Annotated in this window: 18 protein-coding genes and 1 pseudogene; 11 read left to right on the top strand and 8 right to left on the bottom strand. The window is 45.4% G+C overall.

The features are described from left to right. Positions 1-90: 90 nt before the first annotated feature. Complete coding sequence (gene argS / locus V6D44_RS07205) at positions 91-1,761, bottom strand: arginine--tRNA ligase (protein WP_333516379.1); 1,671 nt, start codon at positions 1,759-1,761, stop codon at positions 91-93. Then, on the bottom strand, positions 1,758-2,186 hold the full coding sequence (locus V6D44_RS07200; protein ID WP_253268644.1) for a DUF1934 domain-containing protein: 429 nt from the start codon (positions 2,184-2,186) through the stop codon (positions 1,758-1,760). The genes argS and V6D44_RS07200 overlap by 4 nt, the downstream gene beginning before the upstream one ends. Before the next feature lie 308 nt (positions 2,187-2,494). On the opposite strand from V6D44_RS07200, the gene sboA reads away from it, so the two are divergent. From sboA to V6D44_RS07155, 9 genes and pseudogenes are all read left to right on the top strand, one after another. Continuing rightward, entirely contained in the window at positions 2,495-2,626 is a 132-nt protein-coding gene (gene sboA, locus V6D44_RS07195) for a subtilosin A (protein ID WP_087992738.1), read from the top strand. Beyond that, positions 2,583-2,734 (top strand): annotated as a pseudogene (locus V6D44_RS07190) (bacteriocin-like protein SboX). Before sboA ends, V6D44_RS07190 begins: the two are co-directional and overlap by 44 nt. Before the next feature lie 24 nt (positions 2,735-2,758). Continuing rightward, positions 2,759-4,105 (top strand): subtilosin maturase AlbA, encoded by a 1,347-nt coding sequence (gene albA, locus V6D44_RS07185; RefSeq protein WP_087992739.1) that lies wholly within the window; start codon positions 2,759-2,761, stop codon positions 4,103-4,105. Between the two features lie 12 nt (positions 4,106-4,117). Further along, positions 4,118-4,279 carry an antilisterial bacteriocin subtilosin biosynthesis protein AlbB gene (gene albB / locus V6D44_RS07180; RefSeq protein ID WP_087992740.1) on the top strand — a complete coding sequence of 54 codons (162 nt, stop codon included), beginning with the start codon at positions 4,118-4,120 and terminating at the stop codon, positions 4,277-4,279. Next, on the top strand, positions 4,276-4,995 hold the full coding sequence (locus tag V6D44_RS07175) for an ATP-binding cassette domain-containing protein (RefSeq protein WP_253268645.1): 720 nt from the start codon (positions 4,276-4,278) through the stop codon (positions 4,993-4,995). Before albB ends, V6D44_RS07175 begins: the two co-directional genes overlap by 4 nt. Then, complete coding sequence (albD, locus tag V6D44_RS07170) at positions 4,988-6,298, top strand: antilisterial bacteriocin subtilosin biosynthesis protein AlbD (protein WP_333516378.1); 1,311 nt, start codon at positions 4,988-4,990, stop codon at positions 6,296-6,298. Before V6D44_RS07175 ends, albD begins: the two co-directional genes overlap by 8 nt. Further along, the gene (locus V6D44_RS07165) at positions 6,288-7,448 is read left to right on the top strand and encodes an insulinase family protein (protein ID WP_087992812.1); all 1,161 of its coding nucleotides are present in this window, start codon (positions 6,288-6,290) and stop codon (positions 7,446-7,448) included. The genes albD and V6D44_RS07165 overlap by 11 nt, the downstream gene beginning before the upstream one ends. 4 nt (positions 7,449-7,452) lie before the next feature. Further along, the gene (locus tag V6D44_RS07160) at positions 7,453-8,733 is read left to right on the top strand and encodes a M16 family metallopeptidase (RefSeq protein ID WP_087992743.1); all 1,281 of its coding nucleotides are present in this window, start codon (positions 7,453-7,455) and stop codon (positions 8,731-8,733) included. Then, a complete protein-coding gene (locus tag V6D44_RS07155; protein WP_087992744.1) occupies positions 8,730-9,431 on the top strand; it encodes a bacteriocin biosynthesis protein AlbG in 702 nt (233 codons plus the stop codon). The genes V6D44_RS07160 and V6D44_RS07155 overlap by 4 nt, the downstream gene beginning before the upstream one ends. Before the next feature lie 5 nt (positions 9,432-9,436). Here V6D44_RS07155 and V6D44_RS07150 read toward each other — a convergent pair whose 3' ends face one another. Further along, positions 9,437-10,813: a YncE family protein gene (locus V6D44_RS07150; RefSeq protein WP_087992745.1), complete on the bottom strand. Its 1,377-nt coding sequence runs from the start codon at positions 10,811-10,813 to the stop codon at positions 9,437-9,439. Between the two features lie 39 nt (positions 10,814-10,852). Beyond that, the gene (locus V6D44_RS07145) at positions 10,853-12,214 is read right to left on the bottom strand and encodes a YncE family protein (protein WP_087992746.1); all 1,362 of its coding nucleotides are present in this window, start codon (positions 12,212-12,214) and stop codon (positions 10,853-10,855) included. Between the two features lie 227 nt (positions 12,215-12,441). Between V6D44_RS07145 and V6D44_RS07140 the strand changes: the two genes are divergently transcribed. Beyond that, positions 12,442-13,587, top strand: a complete 1,146-nt coding sequence (locus V6D44_RS07140; RefSeq protein WP_087992747.1) for a response regulator aspartate phosphatase — start codon at positions 12,442-12,444, stop codon at positions 13,585-13,587. Positions 13,588-13,732: 145 nt separating this feature from the next. Here V6D44_RS07140 and speB read toward each other — a convergent pair whose 3' ends face one another. Both speB and speE read right to left on the bottom strand, forming a co-directional pair. After that, positions 13,733-14,605, bottom strand: a complete 873-nt coding sequence (gene speB, locus V6D44_RS07135) for an agmatinase (RefSeq protein WP_202327904.1) — start codon at positions 14,603-14,605, stop codon at positions 13,733-13,735. A 60-nt stretch (positions 14,606-14,665) separates the two neighbouring features. Next, positions 14,666-15,496 carry a spermidine synthase gene (gene speE, locus V6D44_RS07130; protein ID WP_003222027.1) on the bottom strand — a complete coding sequence of 277 codons (831 nt, stop codon included), beginning with the start codon at positions 15,494-15,496 and terminating at the stop codon, positions 14,666-14,668. Between the two features lie 201 nt (positions 15,497-15,697). On the opposite strand from speE, the gene V6D44_RS07125 reads away from it, so the two are divergent. Further along, positions 15,698-17,773, top strand: a complete 2,076-nt coding sequence (locus V6D44_RS07125) for a transglycosylase domain-containing protein (protein WP_202327903.1) — start codon at positions 15,698-15,700, stop codon at positions 17,771-17,773. 27 nt (positions 17,774-17,800) lie between these two features. Here V6D44_RS07125 and V6D44_RS07120 read toward each other — a convergent pair whose 3' ends face one another. Together V6D44_RS07120 and V6D44_RS07115 are read right to left on the bottom strand one after the other, a co-directional pair. Continuing rightward, positions 17,801-18,235 carry a hypothetical protein gene (locus tag V6D44_RS07120; protein WP_087992750.1) on the bottom strand — a complete coding sequence of 145 codons (435 nt, stop codon included), beginning with the start codon at positions 18,233-18,235 and terminating at the stop codon, positions 17,801-17,803. 138 nt (positions 18,236-18,373) lie between these two features. Next, a complete protein-coding gene (locus V6D44_RS07115; protein WP_087992751.1) occupies positions 18,374-18,892 on the bottom strand; it encodes a YwhD family protein in 519 nt (172 codons plus the stop codon). Positions 18,893-18,896: the final 4 nt, after the last annotated feature.

The following is an 18,896-nucleotide window of genomic DNA, read 5'->3' as shown; positions in this document are numbered from 1 at the left end:
AAAAACTCGGCAAACAAGATTGTGAATTACATCACACGTTTTACATATAAAAAAAAGACAAAGCCCGAAGACTTTGTCTTTTCATCATGATTACATTTTTTCCGGAGCCGATACGCCGATCAGCTGAAGCGCATTGTTCAGCGTAATTTGCGTGGCCTTCATTAATGCCAGGCGCTCGCGGCTTTTCTCTTCATTTTCAGGATCGATGACTTTCTCCGCGTTGTAGAAACTGTGCAAAGCAGAAGCCAGATCATAAATATAATTTGTGACGCGGTGCGGAATTCGTTTTTCCGCCGCTTCCGCCACTGCCTCTGGGAAGCCGCCGATCGTTTTCAGCAGGTCATATTCTTTTTCTGATTGAATATGGCTGAAATCCAGATCCGTCGCCGGCTTTAGTCCCTGCTCTTCCCCTTGGCGAAGCATGCTGCAAATACGGGCATGTGCGTATTGCGCGTAATACACAGGGTTTTCGTTAGATGTTGATACAGCAAGATCTAAGTCAAAATCCATATGCGTATCCGCACTGCGCATCGCAAAGAAGTAACGCACGGCATCCAAGCCGACTTCTTCAATCAGGTCGCGCATCGTTACCGCTTTACCCGTCCGTTTGCTCATTTTCATTTTCTCGCCGTTTTTGTAAAGGTGAACGAGCTGAATGATTTCTACTTCAAGCGTACCTTTTTCATAGCCCAGCGCTTCGATTGCCGCTTTCATACGCGGGATATAGCCGTGGTGATCGGCGCCCCAAACGTTGATCAGCTTATCAAAGCCGCGATCAAGCTTGTCCTTATGGTATGCGATATCAGGCAGAAGGTACGTGTACGTGCCGTCCTTCTTGATCAATACGCGGTCTTTATCATCGCCAAATGTCGTAGAGCGGAACCAAGTCGCGCCGTCTTCTTCATAAACATGGCCTTTTTCGCGGATCGCTTCAAGCGCCTTGTCGATTTTTCCGTTTTGGTACAGTGACGTTTCGGAATACCACACATCAAACGGCACACGGAAGTTTTCCAAGTCCTTGCGAAGCTTTTCCAGCTCGTATTTCAGGCCGTATTCCCGGAAAAATGCGAGGCGTTCGCTTTCCTCTTCGTTGACGAAACGGTCGCCGTATTCCTCAGCGAGACGCTTTCCGATCGCAATGATATCCTCGCCGCGGTAGCCGTCCTCCGGCATCGTTTTTTCCAAGCCGAGCGCTTCAAAGTAACGGACTTCAACAGAAAGCGCAAGGTTGTTGATTTGGTTTCCCGCATCGTTAATGTAGTATTCGCGGCTCACATCGTAACCCGCTTTTGAAAGCACATTGCACAAAGAATCGCCGACAGCCGCACCGCGCGCATGGCCAAGGTGAAGGTCTCCCGTCGGATTCGCTGATACGAATTCTACCTGAACTCGCTCACCGTTTCCGATATTCGTTTCCCCGTACGCTTCTCCCGCTTTTAACACAGACGGGATCAGCTTCGTTAAATAGTGATTGTTCATATAGAAATTGATAAAACCCGGGCCGGCGATATCCAGTTTTTCAATCGAAGCCTTTCCTTTATCAAAATGAGCGACAATCTCTTCAGCGATTTGGCGCGGCGCTTTTTTTGCGACTCTCGCCAGCTGCATCGCCATATTTGTTGAATAATCGCCGTGTGTTTTATCTTTTGGTGTTTCTAAAACGACATTCGGAATCTGGCTTTCTTCAGCCAGCCCCGCTTTCAGAACGGCCGCTTTGATTTCTTCTTTCAGCACGTCCTTCATTTGTTCCGCAATGTTCATGCGTGAGTTCCTCCCTCATACGTGATCGTCATATGATGTAAATGCTGCTGCTCGTCTCCGACATGCATGTCATATGCGATGCTGATACGGCCTTTTTCTTCACCGAGATCAGATTCAATCGATTTTGTGCTTGTTTTCAGCTCAAGCTCACCAAATGACATTTTATATTTGGCAATTGTGGAAGCTCCCGTTACGAAACGCTGATTCATTTTAACAGCGCCTGATCTCATGACCAGCACTTCGCCTTCGCTTACTTTCACAATCGTTTTTACTTTGCCTAAGTCGTGTTCTTCATAATAAGATAGATACACTTTATTTTGTTTAACATAGTAAAATCCGGCGGTGCGGAATTCGATGACTTCCTGGTTTCCGTCATCCCCGATCACAGACTTCACATGGAGTGTTATCGGTGTCTCTTGCTTCATTTTGACACGTCCTTTTCATCATTCCACTTTGACTTGAATAGTATAATCATTCGGTTTGTAAACTTCAACTGCTTCTATCTTACCATCATTGCTCATCAGATTTGAAGATAAACCTCATAAAAGCATTTCCTTAATAGAAGAGAAAATCATATTATTAGTTACCTTCAGGAAATGTTACACTTTTCCGAAATCTACCGTTTCTATTTCACATTTTCTTCAATATATATGTATTGAATTGGTAATTTATTAGTTTTATGATAAAAGCACAACATAGATCTGCTAGAAAAACAAAAAGGGAGGATCCAATGATGAAAAAAGCAGTCATTGTAGAAAACAAAGGTTGTGCGACATGCTCGATCGGAGCCGTTTGTCTAGTGGACGGTCCTATCCCTGATTTTGAAATTGCCGGTGCTACAGGTCTATTCGGTCTATGGGGATAAGGTTCTCCAAAAGGGCATAGTCTTTCTGCTATGCCCTTTTTAAGTAAATTACAATTTTTAACTAAAATCTACCTCTTAGTTATACATACACAATCGTTTTTCATTTGAATCATATGTATAGGGGATGGTATTTTGTTTACAGAGCAAATGTTTCCATTTATTAATGAAAGTGTAAGAGTTCACCAGCTTCCTGAGGGCGGCGTGCTAGAAATCGACTACTTGCGGGCTAATGTCTCCATTTCTGACTTTGAATATTTGGATCTTAACAAAACAGCTTACGAGCTTTGCATGCGAATGGAGGGGCAAAAAACAGCTGCTCAGATTTTGGCTGATCAATGCGCAGTGTACGATGAATCACCGGAAGACCATAAGGACTGGTATTACGACATGCTCAACATGCTCCTCAATAAGCAAGTCATCCAGCTTGGAAATCGGCCCAGCAGCCAAACCATCACCACGAGCGGAAGCAACGAATTTCCGATGCCGCTGCACGCCACCTTTGAGCTGACGCACCGCTGTAATTTGAAATGCGCCCACTGTTATTTGGAAAGCTCTCCGGAAGCGCTCGGCACCGTGTCGATTGAGCAATTCAAGAAAACGGCTGATATGCTGTTTGACAACGGTGTATTGACATGCGAAATCACGGGCGGAGAAATTTTTGTCCATCCGAACGCCAATGAGATCCTTGACTATGTGTGCAAAAGGTTCAAAAAGGTCGCTGTCTTAACGAACGGAACACTCATGCGAAAAGAAAGCCTCGAGCTTTTGAAAGCGTATAAGCAAAAAATCATTGTCGGCATTTCTCTCGATAGTGTGAACTCCGAGGTCCATGACTCCTTTAGAGGGAGAAAAGGCTCTTTTGCCCAAACTTGTAAAACGATAAAATTGTTGAGTGACCACGGTATATTTGTCAGAGTCGCCATGTCCGTTTTCGAAAAAAACATGTGGGAAATCCACGATATGGCCCAAAAGGTTCGGGATCTCGGGGCGAAGGCGTTTTCTTACAATTGGGTTGATGATTTCGGAAGAGGCAGAGATATTGTCCACCCCACAAAAGATGCCGAGCAGCACCGCAAATTTATGGAATACGAGCAACATGTCATTGATGAGTTTAAAGATCTGATTCCGATTATTCCTTATGAGAGAAAACGAGCGGCAAATTGCGGTGCTGGCTGGAAGTCCATTGTGATCAGCCCGTTCGGAGAAGTACGTCCGTGCGCGCTCTTTCCGAAGGAATTTTCATTGGGAAATATTTTTCATGATTCATATGAAAGCATCTTTAACTCCCCTCTCGTCCATAAACTGTGGCAAGCGCAGGCGCCGCGGTTCAGCGAGCATTGCATGAAAGACAAATGCCCGTTTAGCGGCTATTGCGGAGGCTGTTACTTAAAAGGGCTGAACGCTAACAAATATCACCGGAAAAACATTTGCTCTTGGGCGAAAAATGAACAATTAGAAGACGTGGTCCAGCTTATTTAGGAGGGAAACGATTTGTCACCAGCACAAAGAAGAATTTTACTGTATATCCTTTCATTTATCTTTGTCATCGGCGCAGTCGTCTATTTTGTCAAAAGCGATTATCTATTTACGGTGATCTTCATTGCGATTGCCATTCTTTTCGGGATGCGCGCGCGGAAGGCTGATTCGCGATGAGCATTTTGGATATACACGATGTATCCGTTTGGTATGAACGGGACAACGTCATCTTAGAACACGTGGATTTACACTTAGAAAAAGGCGCCGTTTACGGATTGCTTGGGGTAAACGGCGCCGGCAAAACAACACTGATCAATACACTTACAGGAGTGAACCGCAATTACAGCGGGGGCTTTACGCTGTGCGGCATTGAAGCGGAGGCCGGTATGCCGCAGAAAATATCAGATCAACTGAAGATTCACCGTTACTTCGCCGCCGATTATCCGCTGCTGTTTACAGAAATTACGGCGAAGGACTATGTGTCTTTCGTCCATTCGCTTTATCAAAAGGATTTTTCAGAGCAGCAGTTCACCAATTTGGCTGAAGCCTTTCATTTTTCAAAATACATCAACAGGAGAATTTCGGAGCTGTCCTTGGGGAACAGGCAAAAGGTTGTGTTGATGACAGGCTTATTGCTGCGGGCTCCCCTGTTTATTTTGGATGAGCCGCTCGTCGGTTTGGATGTGGAATCGATAGAGGTCTTTTATCAGAAAATGCGCGAGTACTGTGAGGCAGGCGGAACCATTTTGTTTTCTTCCCATCTGCTCGATGTTGTGCAGAGATTTTGTGATTATGCGGCCATTCTGCACAACAAACAGATCCAAAAGGTCATTCCGATTGGAGAGGAGACCGATCTGCGGCGGGAATTTTTCGAGGTGATCGGACATGAATAACATATTCCCCATCATGTCTTTGCTGTTCAAACAGCTGTATAGCCGGCAAGGGAAAAAGGACGTCATCCGCATTGCCGCAGGGCTTGTGATTCTGGCTGTGTTTGAAATCGGGCTGATCCGCCAGGCCGGTATTGACGAATCGGTATTGGAAAAAACATATATCATACTCGCGCTTCTCTTGATGAACACATATATGGTGTTTCTTTCCGTGGCATCTCAATGGAAGGAATCTTATATGAAGCTGAGCTGCCTGCTGCCGATTTCTTCACGAAGCTTTTGGCTCGCCCAGAGTGTCGTTCTGTTTGTGGACACCTGTTTGAGAAGAACGTTATTCTTTTTTATTTTACCGCTGTTCTTATTTGGAAACGGAACGCTGTCAGGGGCGCAAACATTGTTTTGGCTCGGCAGATTTTCGTTTTTTACCGTTTATTCGATTCTATTCGGTGTTGTGCTGAGCAACCATTTCGTCAAAAAGAAGAACTGGATGTTTCTCCTGCATGCGGCGGTATTCGCCTGTGTATGCCTCAGCGCCGCTTTTATGCCGGCCGTCACGATCCCGCTATGCGCGGTTCACATGCTATGGGCGGTGATCATTGATTTTCCTGTCTTTCTGCAGGCGCCTCCGCAACAGAGCAAGATGCATTCTTTTATGCGGAGATCTGAATTTTCGTTTTACAAGAGAGAATGGAACCGATTTATGTCTACTAAAGCAATGCTGTTAAATTACGTGGTGATGGCGGCGTTCAGCGGCTTCTTTTCGTTCCAGATGTTGAACACCGGCATCTTCGATCAGCAGGTGATTTATATTGTGATTTCCGCCCTTCTGCTGATCTGCTCGCCGATCGCCCTTTTGTACTCTATTGAAAAAAACGATCGGATGCTGCTGATCACGCTTCCGATTAAACGGAGAACGATGTTTTGGGCAAAATATCGCTTTTACTCAGGCCTATTGGCAGGCGGATTTCTCCTTGTCGCTATGATTGTGGGCTTCATCAGCGGCCGCCCGATTTCAGCCCTCACTTTTATGCAGTGTATTGAATTGTTGCTAGCTGGAGCATTGATCCGGTTAACCGCTGATGAAAAAAGGCCGTTCTTCGGCTGGCAAACGGAGCAGCAGCTCTGGAGCGGATTCTCAAAATACCGGTCTTATCTATTTTGTCTTCCCCTTTTCTTAGCCACATTAGCCGGCACCGCTGTCTCCTTGGCGGTCATTCCGATTGCCGGGCTGATCATAGTCTATTACCTGCAAAAACAGGATGGTGGTTTCTTTGATACAAGCAAAAGAGAACGGCTTGGAAGTTAATTTGCTGAAGACTCATCAATTTTCAACAATCTCAATCGCCGCAAGCTTTCTGAAACCGATCGAAAGCGCGGCGGAACCTGAAGAAGAAACGATTTATTTTTACGGCGCCGCCGGACACCTGAAGCAGCAAATCATTGACGCTTTCGGTTATGCTGCCGGAAGCCGCTTTATGTATTCAGCAAATCTCTTTTTTGATCAGCAGCTGAAAACCTGCGGAACCCGTTTCATTCACCCGCTATATAACAGGAATCTTCATGTTGATGCCCTGTTGAAAACATTTGCAGACATGTCCCTCCCCTCTTCCCTTTCAGCCGCCGGCGTTGAAAAGGCAAAGAGTGAGCTGCTGCTGAAAATCGAAAATAAATTCGCAGATCCCTTCTCCTACTCGGCGGCCCGTTTGGTCGAGGAGGCCTTCGGAAACCCGATGTACGGCACAGGCATGTTTGGCAGGAAAGACAAGATACAGGCAATCCATCCTAAACGGTTTCTCGACACAACGGACTTCATCATTAATTTATTGTCCCAGCAAAAACAGCTGAACATATTGGGAGATATACAAGATTGTGATATTCCGGGACATGCCCCGCAAGCGTCTGCCGTGACAGCCGGAAGAATACCCGTGAACCGGCATGTTTTTGAAACAGAAACACGCAGCGCAGCAGGTCCTTCCGTCTTGACACTCGGATTTAACTGCGGGGAGATGAAAGATAAGAGCGATTATATCAACATTCAGCTGCTAGACGGATTGCTCGGAAAGTACGGGCATTCCGCTTTATTCAAGCATTTCCGCGAGAAGGATCTGGCTGTCTATCATGTCATTACCCGTTACGACATCATGAACAATCTGCTGCTTGTTTCAATATGTACGAACCAGCTTCATGAAAAAGAAATTCCCCCGCGCGTTTTGGAAGCTGTCTCACATTTTCAAATGGATGAGCGGGAACTGGAACAGGCAAAACAATTTTTACGCAATGAAATGCTGCTGCAATTCGATTCTCCCGAAGGGCTCTTGGCCTATATGGAGATCCTGCGCCGCTTCTCCTGTGAAAAAGAAGACTTGCTGGATGGCATCTCCGCGGTTACGTGCCGCGATCTATTACAATTCATAGCAAATATCAATTATATCGGAGCTCATGTAGTAAGGGGATGAAGAGATGGAAAAGAAAGCATTCTTTCAACAGCTGGATGAACAAACCGATATCAGATACACAGACAGCGGGCTGAAAATATTCAGATTGAAATTCCCCCGCGCCCATCTGCGGCTGTGCAATGTGAAAATTGATTTTGGAAGCCGTGATGTCTGCTTACAAGAAGATTCTGGCGACAAGCTGCTCCCGTATGGCACAGCGCATTTTTTAGAGCATCTTCTCTTCTGGCATAACGGCCGCAATCTGTACAGTGATTTTTTTGCGCACGGCGCGCTTTTAAATGCGTTCACCACCTACACTGATACTAATTTCATGTTTACCTCATTGCCGGATCGGCTCACGCAGACGGTCCCCATCCTGCTTGATGCGTTATGGAACCACTCATTTGACAAGAGGATTGTCACTCAGGAAAAAGCTGTGATTACAAGCGAAATTGAAACAGCACACCTCAATCATCAACTCTCTTACCGTTATCAGCTGATCAGCATGCTTTCTCCCGCCTCACCTGCTGCCGTCTATCCCGCAGGCAGAATCGAGGACATTGAGGCGATGACCATCCGTGATTTACAGAAAGCCTACAATGCCGCTTACCAGCCCGAGCGGATGACGTTGTTTTTGATTGGAGGCTCAGAAGATACGGAAGACCTTTTGCCTTCTCACCTTGGGCTGAAAAAACGTCCAGTTCATAAAGCAGAAAGGAAAATGATTCCCGCGTGCCCTCCAACCCTCTCACAAAAAGTGGTGCTGGGTGATGAGGAGCGGATGGAAGACACATGGACCGGCTTGCAGATCGGCGCACTTCCCGGGCAAAACGATCTGTTGACGGTAAAGCTTTATTGGGACATTGCGTCTCGAATTCTATTTCAATTAGATTCACCGTTTTTTCAAGAGATTCAGCAGACGTATCGTCTGGAAATCAATCGTTTGTCAGCCGAGGCTCACCTGTATGAGGATGGCGGTTTTTTGATGCTACACAGTCAAGGGGTTCATTCTTCAGCTTATATCGATGTCGCTTCCTACTACGTCACACAGCAGAAAGAACAGATTGCGGCCTGGCTTCAATACGGCAAGGGCTCTTTGACGGATGCGATCATCTATGACAGCGATTATGCGCGTAAATGCTTCGAATGGGCGGCCGAGTGTGACAGGTGCGATTGCACGTTTCTCGACGTTTACCGCATCATTCGCGATATGAATAGTCAGGATTTCTTGTCTCTCATTGATGCATTGTCATCTTCTAAAAAAGCGATCATTCACGTTTCACAGAAAGAGGCGATCGGACAATGAAAAAAAGCACTGTCTTTACCGTGATGTTGCTGCTCGTAGGTATGGCGGCTTATTCCTTCGGCTGGGTTCAGGCCCTCGCCAAAGCCGCGGCCCAATATGTACAGATGATCGACAATGATGCTTTGCGGCTCGGACTGCTGGCTTTAACCGCTTCCGTCCTGATGCTGCCCGCTTTTCTCTATCTACACTATGTCACCCAATCCGTAAAAAACATGACAGCAGCTTTTCAGAAACTCACACAGTCCCATCAAAGCTGCTGCGACTTCCAGCATCACAGATTGTGCAGCCGCTATGCAGAAGATGTCAAAACGCTGCGTGACAGCTATAAAAACGTCCGCCAAACATATGTGATGGCTGCTGTATTATGCCAAGTCATCATATTCGGCTGTATGTTCGAAATCGTCAAAGCCGTCCCTTTCCGCCTTCACACGCCCCCCGCTGTTTCAATAGGACTTGCGGTGTTGCTGATTTTGTATTTATTGTTTTATATGCGAACGTACTTGGTGCAGCTTTTCCAGCACGGCACCCTGTTCAGAAAAATGCTTGCGGGAGTGCTGACAGGAGCCGGGATTTGGTGGATGCTCAGTTTTACCATAAGTGAACTGTTGTTTCTGATCATTCTGGCTGCGATTCAGCAGATCGGATCATTTATTTATAACCGATTCTCTTATCGCAGCACCGCTTCTCTTGATCTATAAAATAGCTACATCGCAATCGCAGACGGACCCGTACCAACCGGAATCACCGTCACGGCTGCATAATCACTCGTGCGGTACACAGTCACAGTATTGTCGTTGGGCTGTGCCGCATAAATATACTGATTGTCCGGCGTTACTGCGAGGTCAAAGGCGCCGGGCACAGAAACACTCGCAATAATTGCGTTTGTGGCTGTATTGACGACAGTGAGATTATGAATGAGAGACGGATCAATATATGGTTCTAGAAAATAAGCTCGTGTATTGTCAAATGAAAATACAATTGTCCTCAAAGTTTCAAATAAACGATTAAAGTCACCTTCTCTGCTCAAGGGTGACAAACTAATCTCCGCTACACCCTTCGGCCATAATTCACCAGTCATCACATACGCAAAGTCTCCGGCATATGGCGTTTCAATTAAACTTGGATATTCAAACTCATTCACGAGGCTGTCAACAAGCTGGCCTGTATTCACATCATATTGATCAATTGACCAGAAAATTGTATTAGCAGTAAAGACAAATTGCCCGTTCGGATCCAGGGCAAAGTCTGCGGCGTCGGGTACTGAAAAAACATCACTGACTGCCTGAAGCGCAAGATCAATCGTATAAATAGAGCCGGCAGCCATCACATATGCCAATTCTCCTGCAGGATCAAATTGAATCTTTCTCGGCCCAGTGCCGACGGTTATCGTATTTGCCACGGTTAATGTTTGATTATCAACTACAGAAATAAGATTGGTATTGCCATGAAGGACATACGTATAGGCTTTATCTTTCGTGACCCCCAGATCAGTTGGCACAGACGTAAAAGGAATAGTTGCAACAACAAGGTTTGCTGCCGCATCAATGACCGAAACTGTGCTGTCCCCTGAATTGGCTGTAAAGACATACGATTGAGAACCTGGCGATGGTGGGAAAACGATTGTCCCGGTCACCGTAAGCGGACTACCGTAGAATGGCGGAACAATGAGAAGATCTTCCACTGTCATTTGACTGAAATCAGGACAGCGGTCAGACTGTGCTGCATAATAAACAATCTGATCAATCTCTTCAGTATGAATCACAGAAACCGACCCATTCCCTTGTCCATATTGATTTCGTACAGGCGACACACTGACAAGAAGCGTAACGGCCCCTTGTATTCTCACAGCATATCGAACACCGATATCTTCTGTTTCCGGTCCAGTCTGGATTAAGCAAGGCTCACTGATACATGATAAATGATCTGTACTCCATGTAACCGCCGCAGCTGCTTCGGCAGAATCAACAGTGAACCCCTCGGGAATGTCAATCGGCACTTGAAACGGCGCTTCTCGGCTGATTTCCTCATCACAAAAACAGAAACAATTTTCCTGTAAAGCAGAAAGATCATTCTTTTTCATGATTTCACGTCCTTTTAGAAATGCACAGCATGCAGTTGATTAAATCGCAATAGCTCCCGGTGAAACCCCAAGAGATATGACAGTCTCCACAGAGTAATCATCCGTGTTGTAAACAGTGATGCTCTGCTCTAAAACATGAGTTGCATACAGAAATTCGCCATTCGGAGTAAACGCATAGTCACTTGCTGATTGCTGAAGATTTCCTATTACGCCTGCTCCATTCGGACTGACAGAATATAAATTGCCAGTGAAGCTGTCATGTAAATACACCTCTGATCCACTCGTAAACATTACATATTGGCCGTCAGGCTCCAGCTCTTGGGTATTGCTGAGCGTAAACGAATTTAAATCAATAACCGTCAGATAATTGAATAAGAATTCTTGTTCTAATACATACGCATACCGCTCCGGAGAATCTGTTTCTATGGATGATACGATAAGCTCTCGTTCAATCGTTCCTATGAGTTCACCGGTGGATAGGTCCACTTTTTGCACTATACCAAAATCAAGAACATAGGCGAATAACCCATTGGGATCAATTGCAACATCATACCCTTCCACAGGAATCGACCTATCCACAGCTAACGTATCAATTCCAATCACATAAATCACAGTACCGGCGAAAACATAAGCAAATTCATGATTAGGGATAAATCTAATCGATCGAGGCGGCTGATCCAGCAAAATAGATGCTGTTACTGTTAATGTGTCATAATCGATGACAGAAATCACATTATTGTTGGGATGTAAGACAAACACAGAGCTTTTATCTGGAGTTATTTCAATACCTGTCGGCCGGTACGGAAGAGCAATCGTCGTCACAACAGTATGAGTGTTTGTATCAATCACAGAAACTGATTGATCACTTGGATTCGCTGTAAACGCATAAACGGGTTCGGGTTCCGATTCCGGTACAAGCACAATCGTTCCCGTCACAGATAAAGGACTGCCGTAAAAGGGCGGAACAACAACAAGGTTCTCGATCGTGATGTCACTGAAATCCGGGCAATCCTCCGGTTCATCAGAGTAATAGACGATTTGGTTGATCTCCGCATTGTGAATGACGGAAACAGCCCCGTCCCCTTGTCCATATTGATTTCGCACAGGCGACACACTGACAAGAAGCGTAACAGTTCCCTGCAGGCGTACTGCAAATTGAACAGCGATTTCATCAGGCTCAGGCCCCTTCTCAATTAAGCAACGTTCACTGACACAAGAAAGGCTGTCTGCATTCCACGTAACATTGGCGACAGCTTCAGCCGGATCAACGATAAACCCCTCAGGCAATTCAATCGGTGCTTGAAACATTGCTTCGCGGCTTGTTTCTCCCTCACAAAAACATAAACATTCTTCTTGTGCGGCTCCTGCTTTTTCTTTAAAGGAAAGCTTGTTTTTTCTCATACCTTCACTTCCTTTTTAGAAATACACTGCTCACGCAGATATAACAGAATATGGAAGGGTGTTGTGTTTGCTTGTACAAATTGCCGAGGATAAAAGCTTCTTTTTGAAATATATCCCCAACATGCGGGGTAACGAAAGAAAAGATTGCGGTTTTTTTGCGCTTCTCATAAGAATGATGATGATAAAATATGACATATATAGAATAATGAAGGGAGGGATTTGCAAACGTGACAGGTGTCATATCTTCTTCTTCCGTCGGAGAAAAGATTAATGAATGGTATATGTACATACGCCGATTCAGCATACCCGATGCAGAGTATTTACGAAGAGAAATCAAACAAGAGCTGGACCAAATGGAAGAAGATCAGGATCTTCATTTGTACTATTCACTGATGGAATTCCGGCACAACCTGATGCTTGAGTACCTTGAACCACTAGAGAAAATGCGGATCGAGGAACAGCCGCGGCTGTCTGATTTGCTGGTTGAGATTGATAAAAAACAGGCTCGTTTGACTGGAGTCCTTGATTATTACTTTAATTTCTTCAGGGGCATGTATGAGCTTGACCAGCGGGAATATCTGTCGGCCATTAAATTTTTCAAAAAGGCCGAAAGCAAGTTGATATTCGTTAAGGATCGAATAGAGAAGGCAGAGTTTTTCTTTAAGATGTCTGAGGTTTACTATTATATGAAACAAACTTATGTATCAATGGATTATGCTAGACAAGCGTATGAAATTTATAATGATCAGACTGCATATGACATAAGGCTTACTCAGTGTCACTCCTTGTTTGGAGCAAATTTCTTGGATCTAAAACAATATGAACATGCGATATCTCATTTTCAAAAAGCTTTCTCGATGGCTGATGCGGAACAGCAGCCTCAATTAATGGGAAGAACTCTATATAATGTTGCGCTTTGTCATAATAACCAAAAAGACTTTCAAAATGCTGTGGATCACTTGGTAAGAGCTATAACTGTATTTGAGAATGCAGAAATCATAAATTCCCTTCCTCAGCCATACTTCTTAATTACACAAATATATTATAATTTAGGTAATGTGTTAAAAGCAGAAGAATATTATAATAGGGGATTGGCTCATTCTCTAAAAGCTGAGGACACTGTTTATCTACACAAGTTCGAATTTTTAAAATCTTTACACTTATCCGGTCCTGATGAAGAACAAATTAATAAATGTTTTCTTTTCCTTGAAAGTAAATTGATGTACGCTGATATGGAAGATTTAGCCCTTGATGCAGCTAAATACTACTATAAATTAGAGGATTTTAAAAAAGCCTCCGCTTATTTTTTGAAAGTTGAAGATATCAGACAGCACATCCAAGGAGGAGTGAATTTGTATGAAATTGAAGTATAAGTTACTAATCGGTTGTTTGACAATAAGTGCTGCTGCATTATTTTGGAGTGGGGTAACATCCATGTTTATACATGACACCGAGATTGCTGAACGAGCCATGATATAAGATAAAAAACCGCCGTCCATCGGCGGTTTTTTCCCTTCGTTATTTCACAAACCCAAGCAGCATTTCACGGATGACTTTACTGGCTGTGTTTGCCGTTTGTTCTGAGTGGTCGTACACCGGTGCGACTTCCACTAAATCAGCGCCCTTCACGTTTACCTCTGAACGCGCGATTTCATGGACGGATGCAAGCAGTTCTTTAGACGTGATGCCGCCGGCGTCAACCGTTCCTGTTCCCGGTGCGTGCGCAGGGTCTAATACGTCAATGTCGATTGTGACATATACCGGACGGCCCGCAAGCTTCGGAAGCACTTCCTTCAGCGGTTCAAGCACTTCAAATTTTGAGATGTGCATGCCGTTTTCTTTCGCCCATTCAAACTCTTCCTTCATGCCGGAACGGATTCCGAAAGAATACACATTTTGCGGTCCGATCAATTCTGCCGCTTTGCGGATCGGCGTGGAGTGAGAAAGCGGTTCTCCCTCATAATCAACGCGAAGATCTGTATGTGCGTCAAAATGGATAATCGCAAGGTCTGGATACTTCTTATACATCGCTTTCATGACAGGCCATGACACGAGGTGCTCCCCGCCCATACCCATTGGGAATTTCCCTTTTTCTAAAATGCTGTCTACATATTCCTCAATCATATCAAGGCTTTTCTGCGGATTTCCGAACGGCAGCGGAATGTCGCCGGCGTCAAAGAAGTTCAGATCAGCCAGATCACGGTCTAAATACGGGCTGTATTCTTCAAGGCCGATTGACACTTCGCGGATTCTGCTCGGGCCAAAGCGTGAGCCCGGGCGATAGCTGACCGTCCAGTCCATCGGCATGCCGTAAAGGATGGCGTCCGCCCCTTCCCACTCGGGGCGGCTCGCGATAAATACTTTTCCTGAATATGCTTCATCAAATCTCATCTATAATACCCTCGCTTTCCTGTAAAAAAGCGCAAGATTCGCTCCTGCGCCATACCCTCATTATTTAATCAGGTCACTCACAAATTTCGGCAGAACAAACGCCGCTTTATGAATATCTTTTGTGTAATATTTCGTATCAATTTCGAAGAAACGGCTGTCTTCGACTGCAAGCGGATCATATTTTTTCGATCCGATTGTAAATGTCCACAAACCGCTTGGATATGTCGGAATGTTCGCTGTATACAGCTTCGTAATCGGGAAAATTTCCTTCACGTCGCGCTGTACATTTGTGATTAATTCCGGCGTAAACCATGGGTTGTCCGTCTGAGCGACGAAAATTCCGTCTTCTTTCAGCGCTTTTGCGATTCCTGCGTAGAATCCTTTTGTAAACAGGTTTACAGCCGGTCCGACAGGTTCAGTTGAATCCACCATGATCACGTCGTATTGATTTTCAGATTTCGCAATGTGCATAAATCCGTCATCCACCTGCACGTCAACGCGCGGATCATCCAGTTTGCCCGCGATAGAAGGAAGGAACTTTTTAGAGTATTCGATAACCTTGCCGTCAATATCAACAAGTGTCGCTTTTTTCACGCTCGGATGCTTCAGGATTTCTCTAATGACGCCGCCGTCACCGCCGCCGACAACAAGAACGTGCTCCGGATTTGGGTGCGTAAATAATGGGACATGCGCCACCATTTCATGATAAACGAATTCGTCTTTTTCAGATGTCATAACCATGCCGTCCAAAAACAGCATGTTGCCGAACTCTTCCGTTTCCACCATTTCTAAATGCTGAAACTCCGTTTGTTCTGTATGTAATGTTTTATTAACCTTCATCGTAATGCCAAAGTTTTTCGTCTGCTTCTCTGTGTACCAAAGTTCGCTCAATTGTCATCTCCCTTTCAAGGCTGTATTCATGTATTGTAAGCGTCTTTTCAGCTTTTATTCCCGGTTGAAATCTCTTTTTCACCTAAGGAAAAAGTATAGAGGATGGCGGGAAAAAAGTAAAGATGCGTCCTGTTCTGCGATGTTTAAAAACGGTCTTTTTTCCTCATAATAGTAGAAACATAAAAAAAGGGGGAACCCATTGTGGATGCAATGACAAATAAACGGCTGAGACTGACGCTGAAAACCGTCCGCGCCTGTATCTTTTTAGGGGCTCTTGCGGCCTTAGCGGCAGCTGCTGTGTTTATGACTGTCATTTTGATAGCCAAATACCAAGGCGCTCCCTCCGTGCAAGTGCCGCAATCCACGATTTTGTATGCGAGTGACGGCTCAAAGCTCGGGGAAACGAATTACGGCGAAAAGCGCTATTGGGTCCCCTTAAAGGACATGAATCCGACAATTGTAAAAGCGACAGTGGCGGTTGAAGACCAGAATTTCTACGATCATCACGGCTTTGATTATAAACGAATGGCCGGTGCGGCGCTAGCTGATCTGAAAGCATTTGCCAAGGTTCAGGGCGCAAGCACCATCACCCAGCAATATGCGAGAAATTTATACCTTGAACACGATAAAACGTGGAAACGAAAATGGAATGAGGCGTTCTACACGATCCGTTTGGAACAGAACTATTCTAAGGAAGAGATTTTAGAAGGCTATTTAAATACGATTTACTACGGCCACGGCGCCTACGGCATTGAAGCCGCTTCCCGCCTGTATTTCGGCAAGCATGCGAAAAACCTGACGGATGCGGAGGCCGCTTTATTGGCGGGGATCCCAAAAGGCCCTTCCGGCTATTCGCCGTATATCAATGAAACGAAGGCCAAGGAGCGCCAGAAAACGATTGTGCGAATGATGGAAAAGCAGCGGATGATCAGCCAGAAAAAAGCGAATGAACTGATCAAGGAACCTCTTTCCTATCAGCCTTTGAATAAACAAGTTTCCAAGAGAAAAGCCCCTTATTTCTATGACAATGCGATGAGAGAAGTGGAGAAAAAGCTCGGCATGACGCGGGAGCAAATTGAAACGAGCGGGTTAAACGTCTATACAACGGTAGATAAACGGATGCAGCGCATCGCCGAGGAGACCATTACCGAAACAGTTAACGCCGGCTCTGACATTCAAGTCGGGTTTTCAGCCATTGATCCCCGCACAGGAAGTGTTCTCGCCCTTGTCGGCGGCAGGGATTATCAAAAAAGCCCGTTTGACCGGACGACACAGGCGAAACGCCAGCCTGCTTCGACGATTAAGCCATTGCTGTACTACAAAGCGATTCAGAGCGGATTTACGCCAGTCACCTTAATGAAAAGCGAAGAAACCGAGTTTCAAATTGATGCACAGGGAGAAACGTATTCTCCAAGCAACTATAACGGATACTATGCCAACAAGCCGATTACGCTTCTGCAGGCGCTGGCGCTTTCCGACAACATTTACGCTGTGAAAACACATCTCTTTCTCGGCATGAACAAGCTCGTACAGGCGGCAAATGAGTTCGGCATCACTGCTCATTTTCAAAAACTGCCGTCCCTGGCACTCGGCACCGAACCCGTGCGCCCGATTGAGATGGTCAACGCCTATGCCATGCTCGCAAATGGCGGGAAGCAAATCGAACCGACTTTTATTTCGAGGGTCACGGACGCGGCGGGACATGTGCTATACGAAAACCCGAATCAGCATAAACAGGTGCTTGATGAAAAAGCCGCTTTTGTCACGGCAAGTATGATGACAGGCATGTTTGATACGGATTTAAACGGCTATACGTCGGTAACCGGACGGACGATCGCCAACCGCCTGACAAGAACGTATGCGGGAAAATCAGGAACCACCAGCGCAGACAGCTGGATGATCGGCTTTAATCCACAGCTGGCCGCAGGTGTTTGGACGGGCTATGACAAAAACAGCACCATCGACTCGGTCGAAGAAAAAAGCTATGCCAAAACGATTTGGGCTGACTTCATGGAGGATGCGCTCAAAGGAGAACCGGAAACTGCTTTCAAACCGCCAAAAGGCGTAACCGGCGTGTACATTGATCCGGCAACAGGCTACACGTCCGGCCCCGGCTGCGCAGCCAAGCACTACACGTATTTTGTGAAAGGCACTGAACCGTCGAACGTGTGTTATGGGGCAAAACCCGCAAAACCAACAAAAGACCGGCTTCCAGCCAAAGAAAACCCCGCTTCCCCTAAAAAGTGGTGGGACAAATGGCTAGGGCGGAATCATTAAAAATAACCCGGCTCCTCGGAGGCCGGGTTATTCGTATGGTTCGTCTATAATCCATGGAAGCAGCGTAACGCAATCGAGTTGAATAATTGGTTTTGGAAACCCCTTAGGAATGTAAATTTTGTGTTGGGGCACTGAAAATGAAACATGCCACGACAAATCAATCCTTTCCGGGTTCAATTCTTGATTTCCTTCTACAATACGGCCAACGATAAAATAACTGGCTATATAAAAGTGCAAATGATCTTTAATCCCATGATAACTAATATCCGGGCATTTCGACGGAATAAGACCAAAACCTTCTAAGACACGAGATTTTCTGACCGGCAATTCATTCACTGCTTCATAGTAGTTTAGACAGTTACCGCATCCACACATATCCTCTAGTTCTTTCTCATATTGCTTTCTCGTTTCTTCCACGTCGGCTTTAATCACCCAATCACCGACTCGAATGGTTTCGTACATCCTATCACCCTAAAAATGAAAAACCCCGAGTCTTGGTTCGGCTCGGGATTTTCCATGTCCTATTTCTGTATCACCAGTTTACTCAAAGTTTACGGAAAATAGTACAAATTTTCTAAAAGTTCACAGAACGTTCACAAACTAATGGTCTTCCGGAAGCAGGCCTGTTTTTAATTCATCTGGTGACCGGTCCCATAGGCCCTGATCATGATTTTTCAGAAACTCGCCGAGCACACGCTTCGAGCTGTCGTCCATTTTATCAATGATAATGTTCCGTTTCATGGATTTATCCATCAGATTCACATGCTCAGGCAGCGATTTGTAGCCTCTTCTGATGCTTCTGTCGACCGTCAGTTCACAGGCTGTCACACCAGCGTAATAAGGCCCCTCTTCTCTTCTGTCAATCGTCACCCAGACAAGCCAGTATGGTTTGCCGTTCGGAACTTCTTCTTTGTTCGGCAGAAATTTAATTCCTTTTTCAACGGTGCTGCGGGCGTGCATAGCACCGATGTCAACGAACGCTTCTTTTTCCTCTACATCGACGAATACGGGGGAAATGTTATCTAAGCTGAGTGCCCCTACGCCAAAACCGCCGTGTCCGTCTGTCGGATCACTTTTAATAATATTAAACCCGATTGATTTTTTCTTTTTTTCTTCCATAAGT

The sequence above is a fragment of the Bacillus sp. 0209A genome, assembly GCF_036765095.1.
Lineage (GTDB): Bacteria > Bacillota > Bacilli > Bacillales > Bacillaceae > Bacillus > Bacillus subtilis_G.
This window is presented reverse-complemented; position numbering and strand designations above follow the sequence as displayed.